Origin of the sequence: Acinetobacter sp. WCHAc060033 (genome assembly GCF_004209125.1) — a bacterium.
Lineage (GTDB): Bacteria > Pseudomonadota > Gammaproteobacteria > Pseudomonadales > Moraxellaceae > Acinetobacter > Acinetobacter wuhouensis.
In genome coordinates, this window is the sequence record NZ_SGSW01000063.1 from 1 (window position 1) to 15,476 (window position 15,476).

Consider the following 15,476-nt stretch of genomic DNA (forward strand, 5'->3'; position numbering starts at 1 on the left):
GAGCAAAATAAATGTTAGTTAAATAAAGGAAAAGATATGTCAAAATCAGCTTTATTAGTGATCGACTTACAAAATGAATATCTACCTACAGGTAAATTACCATTGGTAAATATTGAACAGGCTGCTGCTAATGCAGTGAAAGTAATTACGAAAGCACGTCAAGACGGTACTCAAGTGATTCATGTCCAGCATATTGCGAATGCTGAATCGCCTATATTTCAACCTGACTCAAATGGTATTGAATTTCAGGACACAGTTCAGCCACAAGCAGATGAAACTGTGGTCATTAAAAATCACATCAACGCGTTCTTAAATACGAATCTCAAAGAAATTTTAGATAGCAATCACGTGACTGAGCTAGTCGTGATTGGTGCTATGAGCCATATGTGTGTTGATGCTGCTGTACGTGCTGCTTCTGACTTTGGTTATAAGGTAAGGGTTATACATGATGCTTGTGCAACGCTAGACCTAGAATTTAATGGCGTTAAAGTACCTGCTGGTCATGTTCAAGCAACATTAATGGCCGCTTTTGAATTTGCATATGCTCAAGTGATATCAACTGAAGATTATGTTAGCTAAAGATTAAGATTTTCTAAAATTAACTTTATGCTAAATCTAAAATTAGAAAATAAAAAGCCTGATTATTTATAAGGCTTTTTATTGTTTGTCATTGTACTGGACAAAATGGTAATGCTTAAAAATAAAATATGGAATTGCATATATATGTTTATTCGTATATAAATATATTCAAAGATTCGATTGAGTTTGAGCAAATGACTGCTACTCCAAAAGTTAAGATTTATCACAACCCTGAATGTGGTACATCACGTAATACACTGGCGTTAATCCGTAATGCCAATATTGAACCTGAAGTGATTGAATATCTTAAAAATCCTCCATCTAAAAATGAACTGATCCAAATGATTGCGGATGCAGGTTTAACTGTGAGAGAGGCCATCCGTAAGAATGTTGATCCTTATCGTGATCTAGAGTTAGACCTTGAGGTTTGGACGGATGAGAAACTGCTTAACTTTATGCTTCAGTATCCAATTTTGATTAACCGCCCATTCGTGGTGACTGAATTAGGAACTCGTTTAAGTCGTCCATCTGAATTGGTTTTAGAAATTCTGCCACTCCCACAAAAGGGTGCTTTCACTAAAGAAGACGGTGAACAAGTGCTTGATGCAAATGGACAGCGATTGAAATAAAAATTTCATGGATATATGTGAGTATTGATATATCCATATGTCAGAGTGAGTGAAAATATGGATCAAATCAATTTCTTTAAATGTTTGGCTGATGAAACGCGATTCAATATCGTCATGTTGGTTCTTGGAAATAATGAACAGTGTGTTTGTGATTTGACTGAAAAACTACAACTCAGCCAACCCAAGATTTCGCGGCATTTAGCCTTACTGCGTTCTTTAGGTCTGTTACAAGATCGACGTCAAGGGCAATGGGTCTATTACAGTCTCAATCCAAATTTACCTACTTGGTGCTTAGAGGTACTTAGTACCCTTAAAAATGCCAATTTACAGCCAAAAGTTGCACCATCATTTCAGCAAATTAATAGTTATTGCGAGTAGAACAAGATGAAATTTCTTTTTTTGTGCACGGGAAATAGCTGTCGCAGCATCCTGTCAGAAGTGCTTTTTAACAGTCGTGCCCCAGAGGGTTGGAAAGCCTATAGTGCGGGCAGTAAGCCATCAGGGCAAGTACATCCATTGACTATTGAAACTCTGGAAAATTTAGGTCTTTCAACTGAAGGGTTGTGGAGTAAAACCATTGATGACTGCGAACAATATCAACCTGATGTGGTGATTACGGTTTGTGATTCAGCCGCTCAGGAAGCGTGTCCGCTTTATCTAGGTGGGGCAATCAAAGCACATTGGGGGCTGGCAGATCCTTCACATTTAGATTTACCCAAAGAAGAAAAACTCAAAGCATTCCAAGTTACCGTTGATCATATCAACCATCGCTTAGATGCATTGTTGGCACTCGATACAGCGCATATGTCTCGTCCTGAGTTGATAGCCGCGATTAATCAAATTTCGCATATTGAATGAGATCATCATGGCTCAACAAAGATTATCCTTTCTAGATCGTAACCTCACGCTATGGATTTTCATTGCCATGGCGTTAGGCATTGCGATCGGTGTGTTCTTTCCGCAAGCCTCAGTGGCTTTGGATAAAATGAGTGTGGATTCAGTCAATATTCCGATTGCAATCGGTTTGATTTTGATGATGTATCCACCTTTAGCAAAAGTGAACTATGCCACTTTGCCACAGGTATTCAAAGATAAGAAAACACTGACACTCTCCTTAGTACAAAACTGGCTTATCGCGCCTGTTTTGATGTTTGTTTTAGCGATCATCTTCCTGCATAACTATCCTGAATACATGACAGGCTTGATCTTGATTGGTTTAGCACGCTGTATTGCCATGGTTTTGGTTTGGAATGGTTTGGCCTGTGGTGATAACCAGTATGTTGCTGCATTGGTGGCTTTTAACAGTATCTTCCAGATTTTATTCTTCAGTACCTATGCTTGGTTGTTCCTGACCTTCCTACCACCCTATTTCGGTATTGCAGGACAGGTGATCAACGTTGATTTCTGGACCATTACCCATGCGGTACTGGTGTATTTAGGAATTCCATTTTTTCTTGGCTTTATGACCCGATTTATTTTGGTTCGTACTAAAGGTTTGGCTTGGTATCTAAATACCTTTTTACCTAAGATTAGTCCGCTGAGTTTACTGGCTTTATTATTCACGATTGTGGCGATGTTTAGCCTTAAAGGAAACGATGTAGTGAGCTTGCCGATGGATGTCTTGCGTATTGCGATTCCATTGACGATTTACTTTATTGTGATGTTTTTCATTAGCTTCTTTATGAGTAAGTGGATGGGGAACGACTATCCTAAAACCACAGCTATTTCATTTACTGCCGCGGGAAATAACTTTGAACTCGCTTTAGCTGTCGCGATTGCAACCTTTGGTTTGGCTTCACCTGTCGCATTTACGACGGTGATTGGTCCACTGGTTGAAGTACCTGTGTTGATTGCTTTAGTTAGTGTGTCATTGTGGCTCAGAAAAAAGTTTTTTAAAGCAGAGGTGTAATTTCTATGACTCTCCCAAATGTAGATATGAATCTTTTGGATCAACCTACTTTAGAAAAAGTACAGGCCAAAGCGCTAGATCATCCACCACGTATTTTACTGCTGTATGGTTCAAACCGTGAGCGTTCATACAGCCGATTGGCAGTGATGGAAGCAGGGCGTATCTTGGAGCAGTTTGGTGCCGAAGTAAAAATCTTTCATCCTAAAGGTTTACCTTTACCTGAAGATGCAGATATGGAACACCCAAAAGCCAAAGAACTACATGAGCTTTTGGCATGGTCGGAAGGCATGGTGTGGTGTTCACCTGAACGTCATGGTTCAATGAGTTCAATCTTTAAATCGCAGATTGATTGGATTCCATTGGCTGGTGGTGCGATTCGAGCAACACAAGGCAAGACTTTGGCCTTGATGCAGGTGAGTGGCGGTTCGCAGTCTTTTAATAGTGTTAATCAAATGCGTATTTTAGGCCGTTGGATGCGCATGATCACCATTCCAAATCAATCCTCTATTCCTAAAGCTTTTTTAGAGTTTGAAGAAGATGGACGCATGAAACCTTCAGCTTTCTATGATCGAATTGTTGATGTGATGGAAGAGTTGTATAAATTCACTCTGCTGACGCGTGGGCAGAGTCAGTACCTCACAAACCGTTATTCAGAACGAAAAGAGTCGGCAGAAGAATTATCTAAGCGTGTCAATCAACGTAGCTTATAAATTTTAGATGATCAAAGATATTAAAAGTATCTTGATCGTTTCAAAGACTTATTTAAACGCTTGAAAATTTTATGAAATATGCCCAGTTTGTTGAGTAGACTGGGCGTTAAATTTTGATTATGACAATAAAGAATGGGAGCGATACTTTGGCTCAATTACAAGCAGAAATCGATGTAGTCATTATTGGTGGTGGTCAGGCAGCCCTTGCTACAGCTTATTTCCTCAAACGTAAGAAAATTCCATTTGTTATTTTGGATGACCAAGTTCAGGCAGGTGGTGCATGGCTCCATGCTTGGCAGTCACTACGTCTTTTTTCTCCTAATACGTGGAGTTCGTTGTCGGGTTGGATGATGCCAACAACTGAGCAAACCTACCCAACGCGAAATGAAGTGATTGACTACTTGTCTGCATACGAGCAACGCTATCAATTTCCGATTATTCGGCCAGTTCATGTGGATCATATCGAACAAAAAGATGGCTATTTAGATGTGTATGCTGGCGAACAATATTGGCGAGCTAAAGCGGTGGTCAGTGCTACAGGAACATGGAGTCAACCTCATATTCCACATTATGAAGGACATGAGCGATTTGAAGGGATACAAATACATTCAGCTCATTACGTCAATCCAGAGCCTTTCATCAATAAAAAAGTGATCGTGGTTGGAGGTGGCAACTCTGGTGCACAAATTCTTGCTGAAGTCTCAAAAGTTGCAGATACCACGTGGGTCACAGTAACACCACCTCAATTTTTATCGGATGATGTTGATGGGCGGGTCTTGTTTCTTCGGGCAACTGAACGTTTAAAAGCCCAACAGGAAGGTAAAGTGATCAATCAGCCTGTTGGTGGTCTGGGTGATATTGTCATGATAGACACTGTCAAAGAGGCCCGTGAACGTGGCGTATTACATAGCCGAGAACCGTTTAACGCATTTGAAGAACATTCAGTTGTTTGGGCGGATGGTACAAGACAAGCCGTAGATGCTGTGATTTGGTGTACAGGGTTCAAAGCTTCACTGAATCATTTAAGAAGTCTTGATGTGGTAGAAGCTGATCAGACGGTTGCTGTGAATGATGGACGCTGTATAAAAGTAAATAATCTTTGGTTGGTTGGCTATGGTGAATGGACAGGTATGGCATCCGCGACACTCATTGGGGTTTCTAGAACAGCAAGAGCAACGGTAGATCAAATTGCGGCTTACTTGGCTGAATTAAAGTTAAATTAACCCAATATAATGAGATGTTTAATAAATATTCGCTCTGCTGTAATTTAGCTTCTCACAAAAATGAGAAAATAATTCAAAATCACATTGGTTGGTCAGCTTATGTAATGCATCAATCGATTTAAAGTACATAGGTAAGTAGTTAACAATATTTGAGCTTCTACTCCTTTATTTTTAATAGACTAACTGAGGATAAAAGAATTTAAATCTGACCAAATAATCCAATGGTTATATTAGTTCCCATTAGATTATTTGATCAAAAATCAAAACTTTTTAATGTGGTGACGCACAAAACTTAATTGGATCAACCTGTACATATGTTCTTGAAAAAATTAGATAGCTCAGCATATTGGACATCGCCTAAATCTACGCCGTTTTGCGTACGTATTCTTACGGAAGATTGCTGTATTTCTTGCTCACCAATGATGATTAGATATGGAGTCTTTTGAAGTGTATTTTCACGAATCTTGTAGTTTAATTTCGTTTGTCTTAAATCTAATATTGTCCTAAAACCATAATGTTTAAGAGATTCTTGAACATTCTTGGCGTACTCATATTGCGCCTCTGTAATTGGTAAAATCGCGATTTGAACTGGAGCAAGCCAAAATGGGAAATGTCCTACATAATGTTCAATCAAAATACCAATAAAGCGCTCAAGAGATCCAAATAAGGCACGGTGCAACATCACTGGCCGTTTTTTTTCATTATTTTCATCAATGTAATGAATATCAAAACGTTCTGGTAAATTTAAATCAACCTGAATCGTCCCGCATTGCCACTCACGGCCAATGGCATCTTTTAAGGTAAATTCCAGTTTAGGGCCATAAAATGCGCCTTCACCGATATTTAAGGTATAAGAAATACCAAGCTGTTCGAGAGATTGTTTTAGTGTATTTTCTAAGAAATCCCAAATTTCTTCTTTACCAATACGATGATCAGGCCGTGTGGATAATTTGATCGAAATATTATTAAAACCAAATTGTTGGTAAATTTTTTGTATGAGGACTATCGTTTCTTTGCACTCAGATAAAAGTTGATTTGCAGTACAAAAAATATGAGCATCATCTTGAGTAAAGTGTCGAACGCGCATTAAGCCATGTAAAGAACCAGATGGTTCATAGCGATGAACTTTACCAAACTCAGCTATGCGTAATGGTAAGTCCCTATAACTTCTTAATTCATGTGCATAAAGACAAACTGCGCCAGGGCAACTCATTGGCTTAAGTGCATAACTTCGCTGATCTTTAGTCACTGTAGTAAACATGTGCTGCTGATAGTTTTGCCAGTGACCCGAAATTTCCCAAAGCTCACGATCCATAACGTCAGGTGTATTTACTTCGATATAGCCCGCATTATCTTGTTGTTTGCGTAAATAATCTGTCAATAACTGAAATAACTTCCACCCTTTAGCATGCCAAAACACGGCACCAGGTGCTTTATCATCAAAATGTAGCAAATCAAGTTGTTGTGACAATTTACGATGATCGCGTTTCGCTGCCTCTTCAGCTTGCTTTAAGTGGTTTTTTAATTGTTTTTGGTCAGCCCAACATGTTACATAAATCCTTTGCAACATCGGTAGTGTAGAGTCACCTTGCCAATACGCACCAGAAACGTGAGTCACTTTAAAATGTTCTAGGAATGCAGTATTTGGAACAAGGGGAGATAAGTAAACATCAAAAAAATTATTATGCTGATGAAAATGCAGCATACTTAAATCACTTACATTCTTTAAGTATTGATATTTAAAATCATAATTTTGCTTTCTAAAAAAGTCCGTTGCTTGATCGTACGTGATCTTTTCTGTGCGTATATCTAAATGTTGTTGTACCTGCTCATGCATTTTTAGTTCAATTTGTTGTAAATCATCCTGATTAAAGGATGGAGTATCGGCGAAGTCGAAATAAATACCATGATCGGTAATTTGATACTCTACTGGTTGTGCACAAGGGTATATTTGATGAACAGCTTTCGCCAATAAATAAGCATAAGAGTGCCTTAATAGATTTAAGCTATGCTCATTGTTTAGGTCGAAAAGTTCGATATCACAGTCATTCAGGATGACATGGTGCAAATCAACGAAATAAGTGCCAATTTTCGCGAGAAAAGCTTTTTTATAGCCTGAAATTTTGAAATAGGACAAAATCTCAGAAATAGTCATAGGTTGTTCGAGTTGAAAGTGCTGATTTGAACCAAGGAAATTAAGTTGGATATTCATGTAGAGTCGTCTAAATATAGGTAAAGCTATTGCTGATTAGCGGTCAATTTCTAAAGCTTGACCTTGACAGTTAATATAAGGTTGTTGGTGATGCCATGCGAGCTGACCAGAAATGATGGTTGTATCTACCAGATGGCGGAATGTTTTGTTTTGGAAGGGTGTCCAGCCGCAACGCATGTAATTTATTTGTTCAGCTACAGATTGTTTTTTATGATTTTCACGGATGAGTACTAAATCAGCCCAATAACCCTCACGAATATAGCCTCTATCTTTAATACGAAATAAATCAGCAACCTGATGTGAGGTTTTTCTCACCAGTGTTTCAACCGATAGTTTCTGATCTGCCACTAATTCTAATAATGCAGGTAATGCATGCTGAACTAGGGGTAAGCCAGAGGGAGCATTAAAATAAGATTGTTGCTTTTCTTGCCATGTATGCGGAGCATGATCTGTACCAATAATATCAAGACGATGACTATTAGAGACTGCATCAATAAGAGACTGCTTGTCATTGGTGGTCTTAATCGCAGGATTACATTTAATTAATTGACCTAAATCAGCATAATCAGATTCATCAAAAGTTAAGTGGTGTATACATACTTCAGCAGTAATATGTTTTTTGCCCAAAGGCAAATTTTTAAATAAGCAAAGTTCTTTTGCCGTCGTCAGATGGAGTACGTGTAATTGTGTACCAAATTTTTCTGCGAGAGATACGGCTAATCGAGAGCTCTCAAAACATGCTTGTTTATCACGAATTTTAGGATGTAGGTATGCTGGGACATTTTCACCATATTTTTCGCGATAAACCCCTTCCAGTTGTTTGATCCGTGGCGTGGATTCGCAATGTGCTAATAAAATTGAAGGTACATTGGCAAATAAGCGTTCTAAAATCTTGGGATCATCAACCAGCATATTACCCGTTGATGCACCCATAAAGACTTTCACACCACTGACTAATTTAGGATCAAGCGCTTCGACAATCTCTAAATTTTGTGCACTTACTCCAAAGTGAAATGCATAATTGGTTATGCTATTTTGTGCCGCAATCCCTTTTTTAAAGTGTAGTGTGGCTAAATCCAATGTAGGCGGATTAGTATTTGGCATATCCATAACACTGGTAATTCCACCTATCGCAGCTGCCAAAGACTCTGAGGCAAAACTCCCTTTTTGTGGAGAACCTGGGTCACGGAAATGGACTTGATCATCAATCATGCCAGGGAGTAACCATGCACCATCAGCTTCAATGCATTTGGCATTGTACACACCAGTAATACTCGATTGTATTTTACGAATACGGCCGTGTTGAATAAGGACATCGCAGATTTTTTGCTGGCCCTCGTTGATCATATTCGCATTACGTATGATTAGATCTGGGAGTTGTCTAAAATTCATTTTGTAATGCCTTATATCCTTGTACTAACTCAATATTGGTACTCACAACACTTTCTGAAAATTCGCTGATGGAAATATCGATTGGTGGGTACTTACTTAAGTCTGTTCGGGCATTGATATAGCTCATTGCAGGTACGTAAAATGATTCAGGCAAATCGCGACCATCGACAACTGCATTATGACGGACAGCACTATGATCACCGACTTTACAGTTGAATAAAACACTGTTAAAACCGATAAATACGTGATTACCAATCACACATGGACCGTGAATAATTGAACGATGAGCAATAGATGAGTTTTTCCCAATCTTGACTTGCGCACCTGCTTTGGAATGAATAACAACACCGTCTTGAATGTTTGAATTTTGACCGATGATGATGGGTTGCATGTCTCCATTTTCATCCACTTCATCTGCACGGATCACCGCATAAGGACCGACAAAAACATTCGCTTCAATGATGACTTTTCCACAAATAATTGCGGTTTGATCAATATAAGCAGATTGGTCAATCACAGGGAGATGACCAGTTGGATTTTTACGAATCATGTTAATTTTCTCGATATTGTATAAATTAGCTAAATGATAGGCTGAGTTAAAATTGTGGCGTGCTGTTTGTTTAATCTAAGATAAAAGCAATTGGGACGATTAGTGTGGCAAGCTGGTCCAGCCTGTTCGACCAGAAAGAGAATGCTGTCACCATCGCAATCAAGTCTGGCTTCAATAAGTTTTTGACGATGTCCTGAACTTTCACCTTTTCGCCATAAGCGCTGTCTCGAGCGAGACCAATAGCAAATCTGTCCTGTATTTAGGGTTTCAAGTAGTGCATCACGGTTAATCCAAGCAAGCATTAAGACATCTTTACTATGAATATCTTGTGCAATAGCAGAGATTAATCCATCACTGTTCCATGGGATAGCATCCATAATAGTGGTCAGGTCATAATGTTGACCTAACTGTCCTTGCTCTATATCGGAAAAAAATGTTGAATTTACCACTGCCATGAGCCCTGAGCGACTGCATCGTGAGCATGTAGGCTTTCTGCGTGGATAACCTTAAAATTGAAGCCTTTAACACCTGAATAATTAATAAATGCATGGAATAATCGGCGTAAAGCATCTTCGCAGAACATTAAATTTTGGCCGTTGGCTAGTGCAAACGCTTGCTCATCTACACGCTTGACGGCAGTTTGCACAGGTGTTGCTAATGCTTGTTCTGCATGTGAAATGAATTGTTTAATTGGAATGAATTGTAGGAAAGGATCTAATTTAAAACGTAGCTGAGCATAACTTCTTTGGCTGTGTGGTGTTGCTACTATTGCATCTGTTGTACCTAACCACGCCATAACCATATCTGTGTTTTGTAGATTTATTTTTTGTGTAGCAATGGCTTCTTGAAAGCTTTTTTGAATGAGGTCACGTGCCAAAGCAGCAGAACAAGGACACGTTGAAGAATAAGTGATCTCTATTGCTAATTCAGCTTCGAAAGAATGCTCTTTTAATTCACATGACAAACTAAATGGGTAGCTTTTCCAGCCTGATAGCTTACTGATTAAAGCTGGTTGTTCTAAGTTAAACTTTGCTTGAATTTCAAGACGAGCTTGTTGAGAGAGTCCCGTATGACTCCCTAAGAAATCCTGAAGTACTTGATAAATATTATTTATAGTTAAGTCTGGTAGAAACTGTAATTCCAGTAGCCGAGTATATAGTCTAGACATATGTATGCCTTTGGCCTGAGGATCATCTAAACTGACATAGGCATTTACTTTACTGGTACACAATGTATTTTGAATTTGAATGGGTAAGTCAATATTTTCCATTCCCACCCAATCGAGGGGATAGGCATACATCTTAACAAAAGGCTCAGATGAAATATCTGGGAGGTGCGAGGAATTCATATTGGAAAGCAAGTATTAAATGTTATGTTATAACATAACATTTAATAGGTGGTGTTGCTAGTATGTTTTTGATAAGAGCCTCTAATTAATAGGCTTTTGTTTACTTATGTGATTGATTACAATATCCAAATAAGATCAGAGAATGCCCTTTTAGTTGGAAATCATGCTTTTTTGCAATATCTAAAAGTAGTTTTTCAATTTCTTCGTTCTTAAACTCTATGATTTGGTTTGTTTCTTGGCATACTAGATGATCGTGAGAAGTATCTTGTTTTATCTCAAATACTGCATGATTGTGATCAAAGTTATGACGTTGAATAATACCTGCCATTTCAAATTGAGTTAAAACACGATAGACCGTCGCGAGTCCAACATCTTCATCTTGTTCTAAGAGTTTTTTATAAATATCCTCCGCGCTTAAATGATGAGGAATTGAGTTTTCCAGTATTTCTAAAATTTTCATTCGTGGGAGAGTGACCTTTAGTCCTGCCTTTCTCAAGTCTTGATTGCTAATCGCCATATGTTTAATCCGTATTTGATAAGGATGTGTAGGGTAAATTGTGATAAAAAACTGTCATTCATTATTGATTGAGCCTCCAAGTTGTTTGAGTTTGGGTGTCCTCTAAAAGGATGTCTTTTTTAAGTAATTTTTGTCGAATTTCATCCGCTAAAGCATATTGTTTATTTTTTCTTGCTTCATTCCGTACCAAGATTGCTTGATGAATGTCTTGTTCAGAGAGATGAGAACTTTCTTCAGTATTGGATTGTTTTAATATTTTCTCAGGATCTTGGTTAAAAATATTTAAGATATTTCCAATCCAAAGAAGCAATTGATAACTTTCAATAACTTGTTTTTTATTTTCATCTTTTAAGGCAACATTGAGTTGTTTCAATAAATCAAAACAAACGGCTAAGGCTTCGGGTGTATTAAAATCATCATTCATTGCCTGATTAAATTTTTTTACTAGAGGATTACTGTTTAGTTGAGCGAGGCTTAAGTTATTTTTTGACATTACAAAGGGCTGTGCACGATAAATTGCTTGATAAAATCGAGACAATACCTTCTGTGTGTCTTTTAAGATATGATCTGAGAAATCAATAGGGTTACGATAATGTGAACTTATCATTAGTAGGCGAATAACTTCAGGATGATAAGACTTGAGTGCGTCACGGATAGTGAGAAAATTCCCCGAAGACTTCGACATCTTTTCGCCGTTTACATTGATGAAGCCAGTATGTACCCAGTAGTTAACATGTTTTCCTCCAGTCATGGCTTCACTTTGCGCAATTTCATTTTCATGATGTGGAAAAAGTAAATCCCCACCACCGCCATGAATATCAAAATGATTGCCTAGATGACACATTGACATTGCTGAACACTCAATATGCCAACCCGGTCGTCCATTTCCCCAAGGCGATGGCCAAAAAGGTTCGTTGGATTTTGAAGCTTTCCAAAGTACAAAATCAAAAGGGTGGTGCTTTTCGGTTTCTATCTTTACGCGTTGGCTAGCACCTGCTTGCATATCTGTTAATTTTCGACGTGATAATCGACCATATTTAGGATAGTTTTCAACTGAAAAATAAATATCCCCATTTACTGTTTGATAGGCATACTTTTTTTGGAGTAATGTTTGAATAATATATTGAATATCTTGAATAGAATCAGTCGCTTTAGGTTCAACATCTGGAGAGAGGCAGCCTAATGCTTGAAAATCTTCATGCATCGCGTGAATAAAGCGATCTGTCAATTCACCAATGGATTCGCGGTTGTCTTGTGCTTTATGAATAATCTTGTCATCGATATCTGTAATATTACGAACATATTTTACTTTCCACCCTTGCGATCTTAAAAAGCGAACAATTAAGTCAAATGCAATCATGGTTCTCGCATGTCCAATATGACAAAAGTCGTAAACTGTGATTCCACAGACATAGAGCTTGATTTCATTTGTTATGATGGGTTCAAAGCGCTCTTTTATGCGAGTTTCAGCATTGTAAATATATAAATCAGACATCTTTTCTCCTAATTAATGCTCTAAAAATTCCATGACACTATGAAATAAAAAAGGAAACTCTTCCCTTGAAATAAGAAAAATAACTTCTTTATGTTTAAATTATGTTATAACATAACACTAAAAAGAGGCAAACTTATTAAAATTGCAGACATGATATTTAAGGTTGTGGGATGTGATAAGTGAATATGAAGCTGTATTTAATTATTGGGTTACTTTTTTGTATTTCAGCATGTAGTCAAAAACAAACAGGGAGTTCTGTTTACTCACTTAACTCATTAGGTCGATATGCCACAGTAAAAGATAAATCTGAACATGTGAATAGAAGATTAATAAAAAATGAGCCTGCTTCTTATCAAATTTGGCTATCCCAACCTTTAAATAAAGCCCAAGTTCATCGTTATAAATCGTTTTTAAAAGAACATCATTTGGAAAGTATCGTACCTGAGTTTGAGTTGCTGCAAACGGCGAGAGATTGGAAAAATTGCAATGCATCTGAATATGAAATTCCACCTCAAGAAATTTGGAGCAATATTGTTCCGACCCTAAAAATCTTAAAGGAACTAGTTGATATCAAATTGATTGATGATTTTACAGTTACTTCTGTCTATCGTAACTTTGCCCTAAACCGCTGTGCGAGTGGTGCTGATTCTTCTAAACACGTTTTTAATGCTGCGCTCGATTTTAGAATTGGTTCTGAAATACCAAACGCAGATGAATTTGCAGTGATTCAACAAACAAAAAATAAATTGTGTCAATTTTGGCTCTTAAAGGGAGCTACTTTAAATATGGGACTTGGAGTTTATGCTTCTGGTCAAATTCATATTGATAGTTCTGGATATCGTACATGGGGGCCAGATCATAAGAGTACTTCATCACCGTGTATTACTCAGCTTTTTTCTAATCAGAATGATAAAGGAAAAGCAGATGAGTGAATTAAAACTAAGTGCCGTACAGCAAAACGTATTAACGATTCTGCAGAATGAGCAGAAGGCAATGAGTGCTTATGCTCTGCTAGAGAAGGGAAAATCTTTTGGCTTGCAATCTCCTATACAAATTTATCGTATTTTAAAAAAATTATCACGCTATGGTCTGATACTGAAACTCGATACATTAAACAAATATCTAGCATATGAATTAAAGAATAAACAAACTTATTTACTCGTTACGATTTGTACAGAATGTCAGGCAGTACAAATTGTCGATACACCACAGTTTACTCATGCTATCGAACAGTCAATTTTTCCTCAAAAATTTAACTCTAAACATCATTACTTAGAGCTTGTAGGTCAATGTGCTTTATGTTTTTCCAAACATAACAGCACTTTATTAACATTAAAGTGAGAAAGCCAATGGGTCATCCTTTAGCCATATCGAAAAAATTACCTGTAACTGTATTGTCAGGATTCCTCGGTGCAGGTAAAACTACATTACTCAACCATATTTTAAATAACCGTGAAGGCCGTCGTATTGCTGTTATTGTGAATGACATGTCAGAAGTAAATATTGATGCTGCTTTAATACGTGATGGTGGTGCAGAACTTTCTCGTACCGATGAAAAGCTGGTCGAGATGAGTAATGGCTGTATTTGTTGTACGTTGCGCGAAGATCTATTGGTTGAAGTTCGTCGGCTCGCAGAAGAAAGTCGTTTTGATCAATTGGTTATTGAGTCAACAGGAATTTCTGAGCCATTGCCTGTAGCAGAAACATTTACTTTTGAAGATGAAAACGGCTTTTCACTAAATGAGTTTGCTCGGCTTGATACCATGGTGACGGTTGTAGATGCCTTTAATTTTTTAAGAGATTACAGCTCGTATGATAGTCTGCAACAACGTGGGGAATCATTGGGTGAACATGATGAACGTACAGTTGTTGACTTACTTATTGATCAAATTGAGTTTTGTGATGTCATCATCCTCAATAAAGTGGATATGATCAACGAGGAAGAAAAGCAACGCTTATTAGCGATTTTAGATAAGCTCAATCCACGTGCAAAAATTGAAATTTCTGAATTTGGTCAAGTCAATTTAGACAAGGTTTTAAATACAGGACTTTTTGATTTCAATGAAGCTTCTCAAGCTCCTGGCTGGCTTAAAGAATTGCGTGGAGAACATACTCCTGAAACAGAAGAATATGGTATTAAAAGTTTTGTATATCGTGCTAGACGTCCATTTCACCCGCAACGTTTTTATGATTTCATTAATTCAGAATGGAAAGGTGTCGTCCGTTCTAAAGGCTTTTTCTGGCTAGCATCAAACCCTGAACTTGCTGCCTCTTGGTCACAAGCAGGTGCAATGGCTAGGCATGGTGTTGCAGGTTATTGGTGGGCAGCGGTTCCTGACGATCATTGGCCAGAAGATCAGCAAAGTCGTAATGAAATCATTAGAAATTGGGATGAGCTTACTGGTGATGCACGACAGGAAATAGTAATCATTGGAATGGATATGGATGAATACAGTTTAATCCAACAGTTCAACCAATGCTTGTTGACTGATGAGGAAATGGTTGAGGGACCTGAACAGTGGAAGCGTATGCCTAATCCATTTCCTGGGTGGGAAAACTTAGATTTATCTTTAGATTTTTAGTTTTGAATGTGTAATAGACTCTTTTGCTTTAATAAGTGAAAGAGCCTATTGTCAAAAAATTAAAGTAATTTAAATCAGGTCTATAATTCTAGATTAAATTCTAATCATTCATACAGCAGATGAAATATAAGCTCATCATTACTTCCATATTCGTAAATCTCTATATGAATAAACTATATGCTTACCTTTTGATATGTTGATACTATTTTAGTTTTTCATAAGAATGATCAGTTGTTGTAACAATTTTGGTTGATATACCTCAGCTAATTTTACATTTATTGAACATGGAATTTACTATCAACCAAGAGACCAACAATTTTAAGATCATTA

The 15,476-nt window shown here is 37.6% G+C and carries 17 protein-coding genes; 10 read left to right on the top strand and 7 right to left on the bottom strand.

The window, feature by feature from the left end; translation table 11 throughout:
- Positions 1-36: 36 nt before the first annotated feature.
- The 7 genes from EXE10_RS18550 to EXE10_RS18580 all read left to right on the top strand — a co-directional run bounded on the left by EXE10_RS18550 (position 37) and on the right by EXE10_RS18580 (position 5,050).
- Complete coding sequence (locus EXE10_RS18550; protein WP_130114373.1) at positions 37-579, top strand: cysteine hydrolase family protein; 543 nt, start codon at positions 37-39, stop codon at positions 577-579.
- Positions 580-773: 194 nt separating this feature from the next.
- On the top strand, positions 774-1,208 hold the full coding sequence (gene arsC, locus EXE10_RS18555) for an arsenate reductase (glutaredoxin) (RefSeq protein WP_130114374.1): 435 nt from the start codon (positions 774-776) through the stop codon (positions 1,206-1,208).
- Between the two features lie 57 nt (positions 1,209-1,265).
- Complete coding sequence (locus EXE10_RS18560; protein ID WP_004859437.1) at positions 1,266-1,586, top strand: metalloregulator ArsR/SmtB family transcription factor; 321 nt, start codon at positions 1,266-1,268, stop codon at positions 1,584-1,586.
- Positions 1,587-1,592: 6 nt separating this feature from the next.
- The gene (locus EXE10_RS18565; protein WP_004859439.1) at positions 1,593-2,066 is read left to right on the top strand and encodes an arsenate reductase ArsC; all 474 of its coding nucleotides are present in this window, start codon (positions 1,593-1,595) and stop codon (positions 2,064-2,066) included.
- A 7-nt stretch (positions 2,067-2,073) separates the two neighbouring features.
- On the top strand, positions 2,074-3,117 hold the full coding sequence (arsB, locus tag EXE10_RS18570) for an ACR3 family arsenite efflux transporter (RefSeq protein WP_044737951.1): 1,044 nt from the start codon (positions 2,074-2,076) through the stop codon (positions 3,115-3,117).
- 5 nt (positions 3,118-3,122) lie between these two features.
- Positions 3,123-3,827, top strand: a complete 705-nt coding sequence (gene arsH / locus EXE10_RS18575; RefSeq protein ID WP_130114375.1) for an arsenical resistance protein ArsH — start codon at positions 3,123-3,125, stop codon at positions 3,825-3,827.
- 146 nt (positions 3,828-3,973) lie between these two features.
- A complete protein-coding gene (locus EXE10_RS18580) occupies positions 3,974-5,050 on the top strand; it encodes an ArsO family NAD(P)H-dependent flavin-containing monooxygenase (RefSeq protein ID WP_130114376.1) in 1,077 nt (358 codons plus the stop codon).
- Positions 5,051-5,351: 301 nt separating this feature from the next.
- On the opposite strand, the gene thrS is transcribed toward EXE10_RS18580, so the two are convergent.
- The 7 genes from thrS to cysS form a co-directional block, all read right to left on the bottom strand.
- The gene (gene thrS / locus EXE10_RS18585) at positions 5,352-7,262 is read right to left on the bottom strand and encodes a threonine--tRNA ligase (protein WP_130114377.1); all 1,911 of its coding nucleotides are present in this window, start codon (positions 7,260-7,262) and stop codon (positions 5,352-5,354) included.
- A 36-nt stretch (positions 7,263-7,298) separates the two neighbouring features.
- The gene (locus EXE10_RS18590) at positions 7,299-8,654 is read right to left on the bottom strand and encodes a dihydroorotase (protein ID WP_130114378.1); all 1,356 of its coding nucleotides are present in this window, start codon (positions 8,652-8,654) and stop codon (positions 7,299-7,301) included.
- Positions 8,644-9,204 carry a carbonate dehydratase gene (locus tag EXE10_RS18595; RefSeq protein WP_044737956.1) on the bottom strand — a complete coding sequence of 187 codons (561 nt, stop codon included), beginning with the start codon at positions 9,202-9,204 and terminating at the stop codon, positions 8,644-8,646. Before EXE10_RS18595 ends, EXE10_RS18590 begins: the two co-directional genes overlap by 11 nt.
- Positions 9,205-9,233: 29 nt before the next feature.
- Positions 9,234-9,659 carry a phosphoribosyl-AMP cyclohydrolase gene (gene hisI, locus EXE10_RS18600; RefSeq protein WP_130114379.1) on the bottom strand — a complete coding sequence of 142 codons (426 nt, stop codon included), beginning with the start codon at positions 9,657-9,659 and terminating at the stop codon, positions 9,234-9,236.
- Complete coding sequence (gene folE2 / locus EXE10_RS18605; RefSeq protein WP_130114380.1) at positions 9,647-10,552, bottom strand: GTP cyclohydrolase FolE2; 906 nt, start codon at positions 10,550-10,552, stop codon at positions 9,647-9,649. Before folE2 ends, hisI begins: the two co-directional genes overlap by 13 nt.
- Before the next feature lie 100 nt (positions 10,553-10,652).
- Positions 10,653-11,069: a ferric iron uptake transcriptional regulator gene (fur, locus tag EXE10_RS18610; protein WP_044737958.1), complete on the bottom strand. Its 417-nt coding sequence runs from the start codon at positions 11,067-11,069 to the stop codon at positions 10,653-10,655.
- A gap of 61 nt (positions 11,070-11,130) precedes the next feature.
- Positions 11,131-12,564, bottom strand: a complete 1,434-nt coding sequence (cysS, locus tag EXE10_RS18615; RefSeq protein ID WP_130114381.1) for a cysteine--tRNA ligase — start codon at positions 12,562-12,564, stop codon at positions 11,131-11,133.
- 185 nt (positions 12,565-12,749) lie between these two features.
- Between cysS and EXE10_RS18620 the strand changes: the two genes are divergently transcribed.
- Genes EXE10_RS18620 through zigA form a run of 3 tightly spaced genes read left to right on the top strand, consistent with a single transcriptional unit; the run spans position 12,750 to position 15,146 of the window.
- Positions 12,750-13,496 (top strand): D-Ala-D-Ala carboxypeptidase family metallohydrolase, encoded by a 747-nt coding sequence (locus EXE10_RS18620; RefSeq protein ID WP_044737960.1) that lies wholly within the window; start codon positions 12,750-12,752, stop codon positions 13,494-13,496.
- A complete protein-coding gene (locus EXE10_RS18625) occupies positions 13,489-13,905 on the top strand; it encodes a transcriptional repressor (protein WP_130114382.1) in 417 nt (138 codons plus the stop codon). Before EXE10_RS18620 ends, EXE10_RS18625 begins: the two co-directional genes overlap by 8 nt.
- 8 nt (positions 13,906-13,913) lie before the next feature.
- Positions 13,914-15,146: a zinc metallochaperone GTPase ZigA gene (zigA, locus tag EXE10_RS18630; protein ID WP_130114383.1), complete on the top strand. Its 1,233-nt coding sequence runs from the start codon at positions 13,914-13,916 to the stop codon at positions 15,144-15,146.
- The last annotated feature ends 330 nt before the right edge of the window (positions 15,147-15,476 follow it).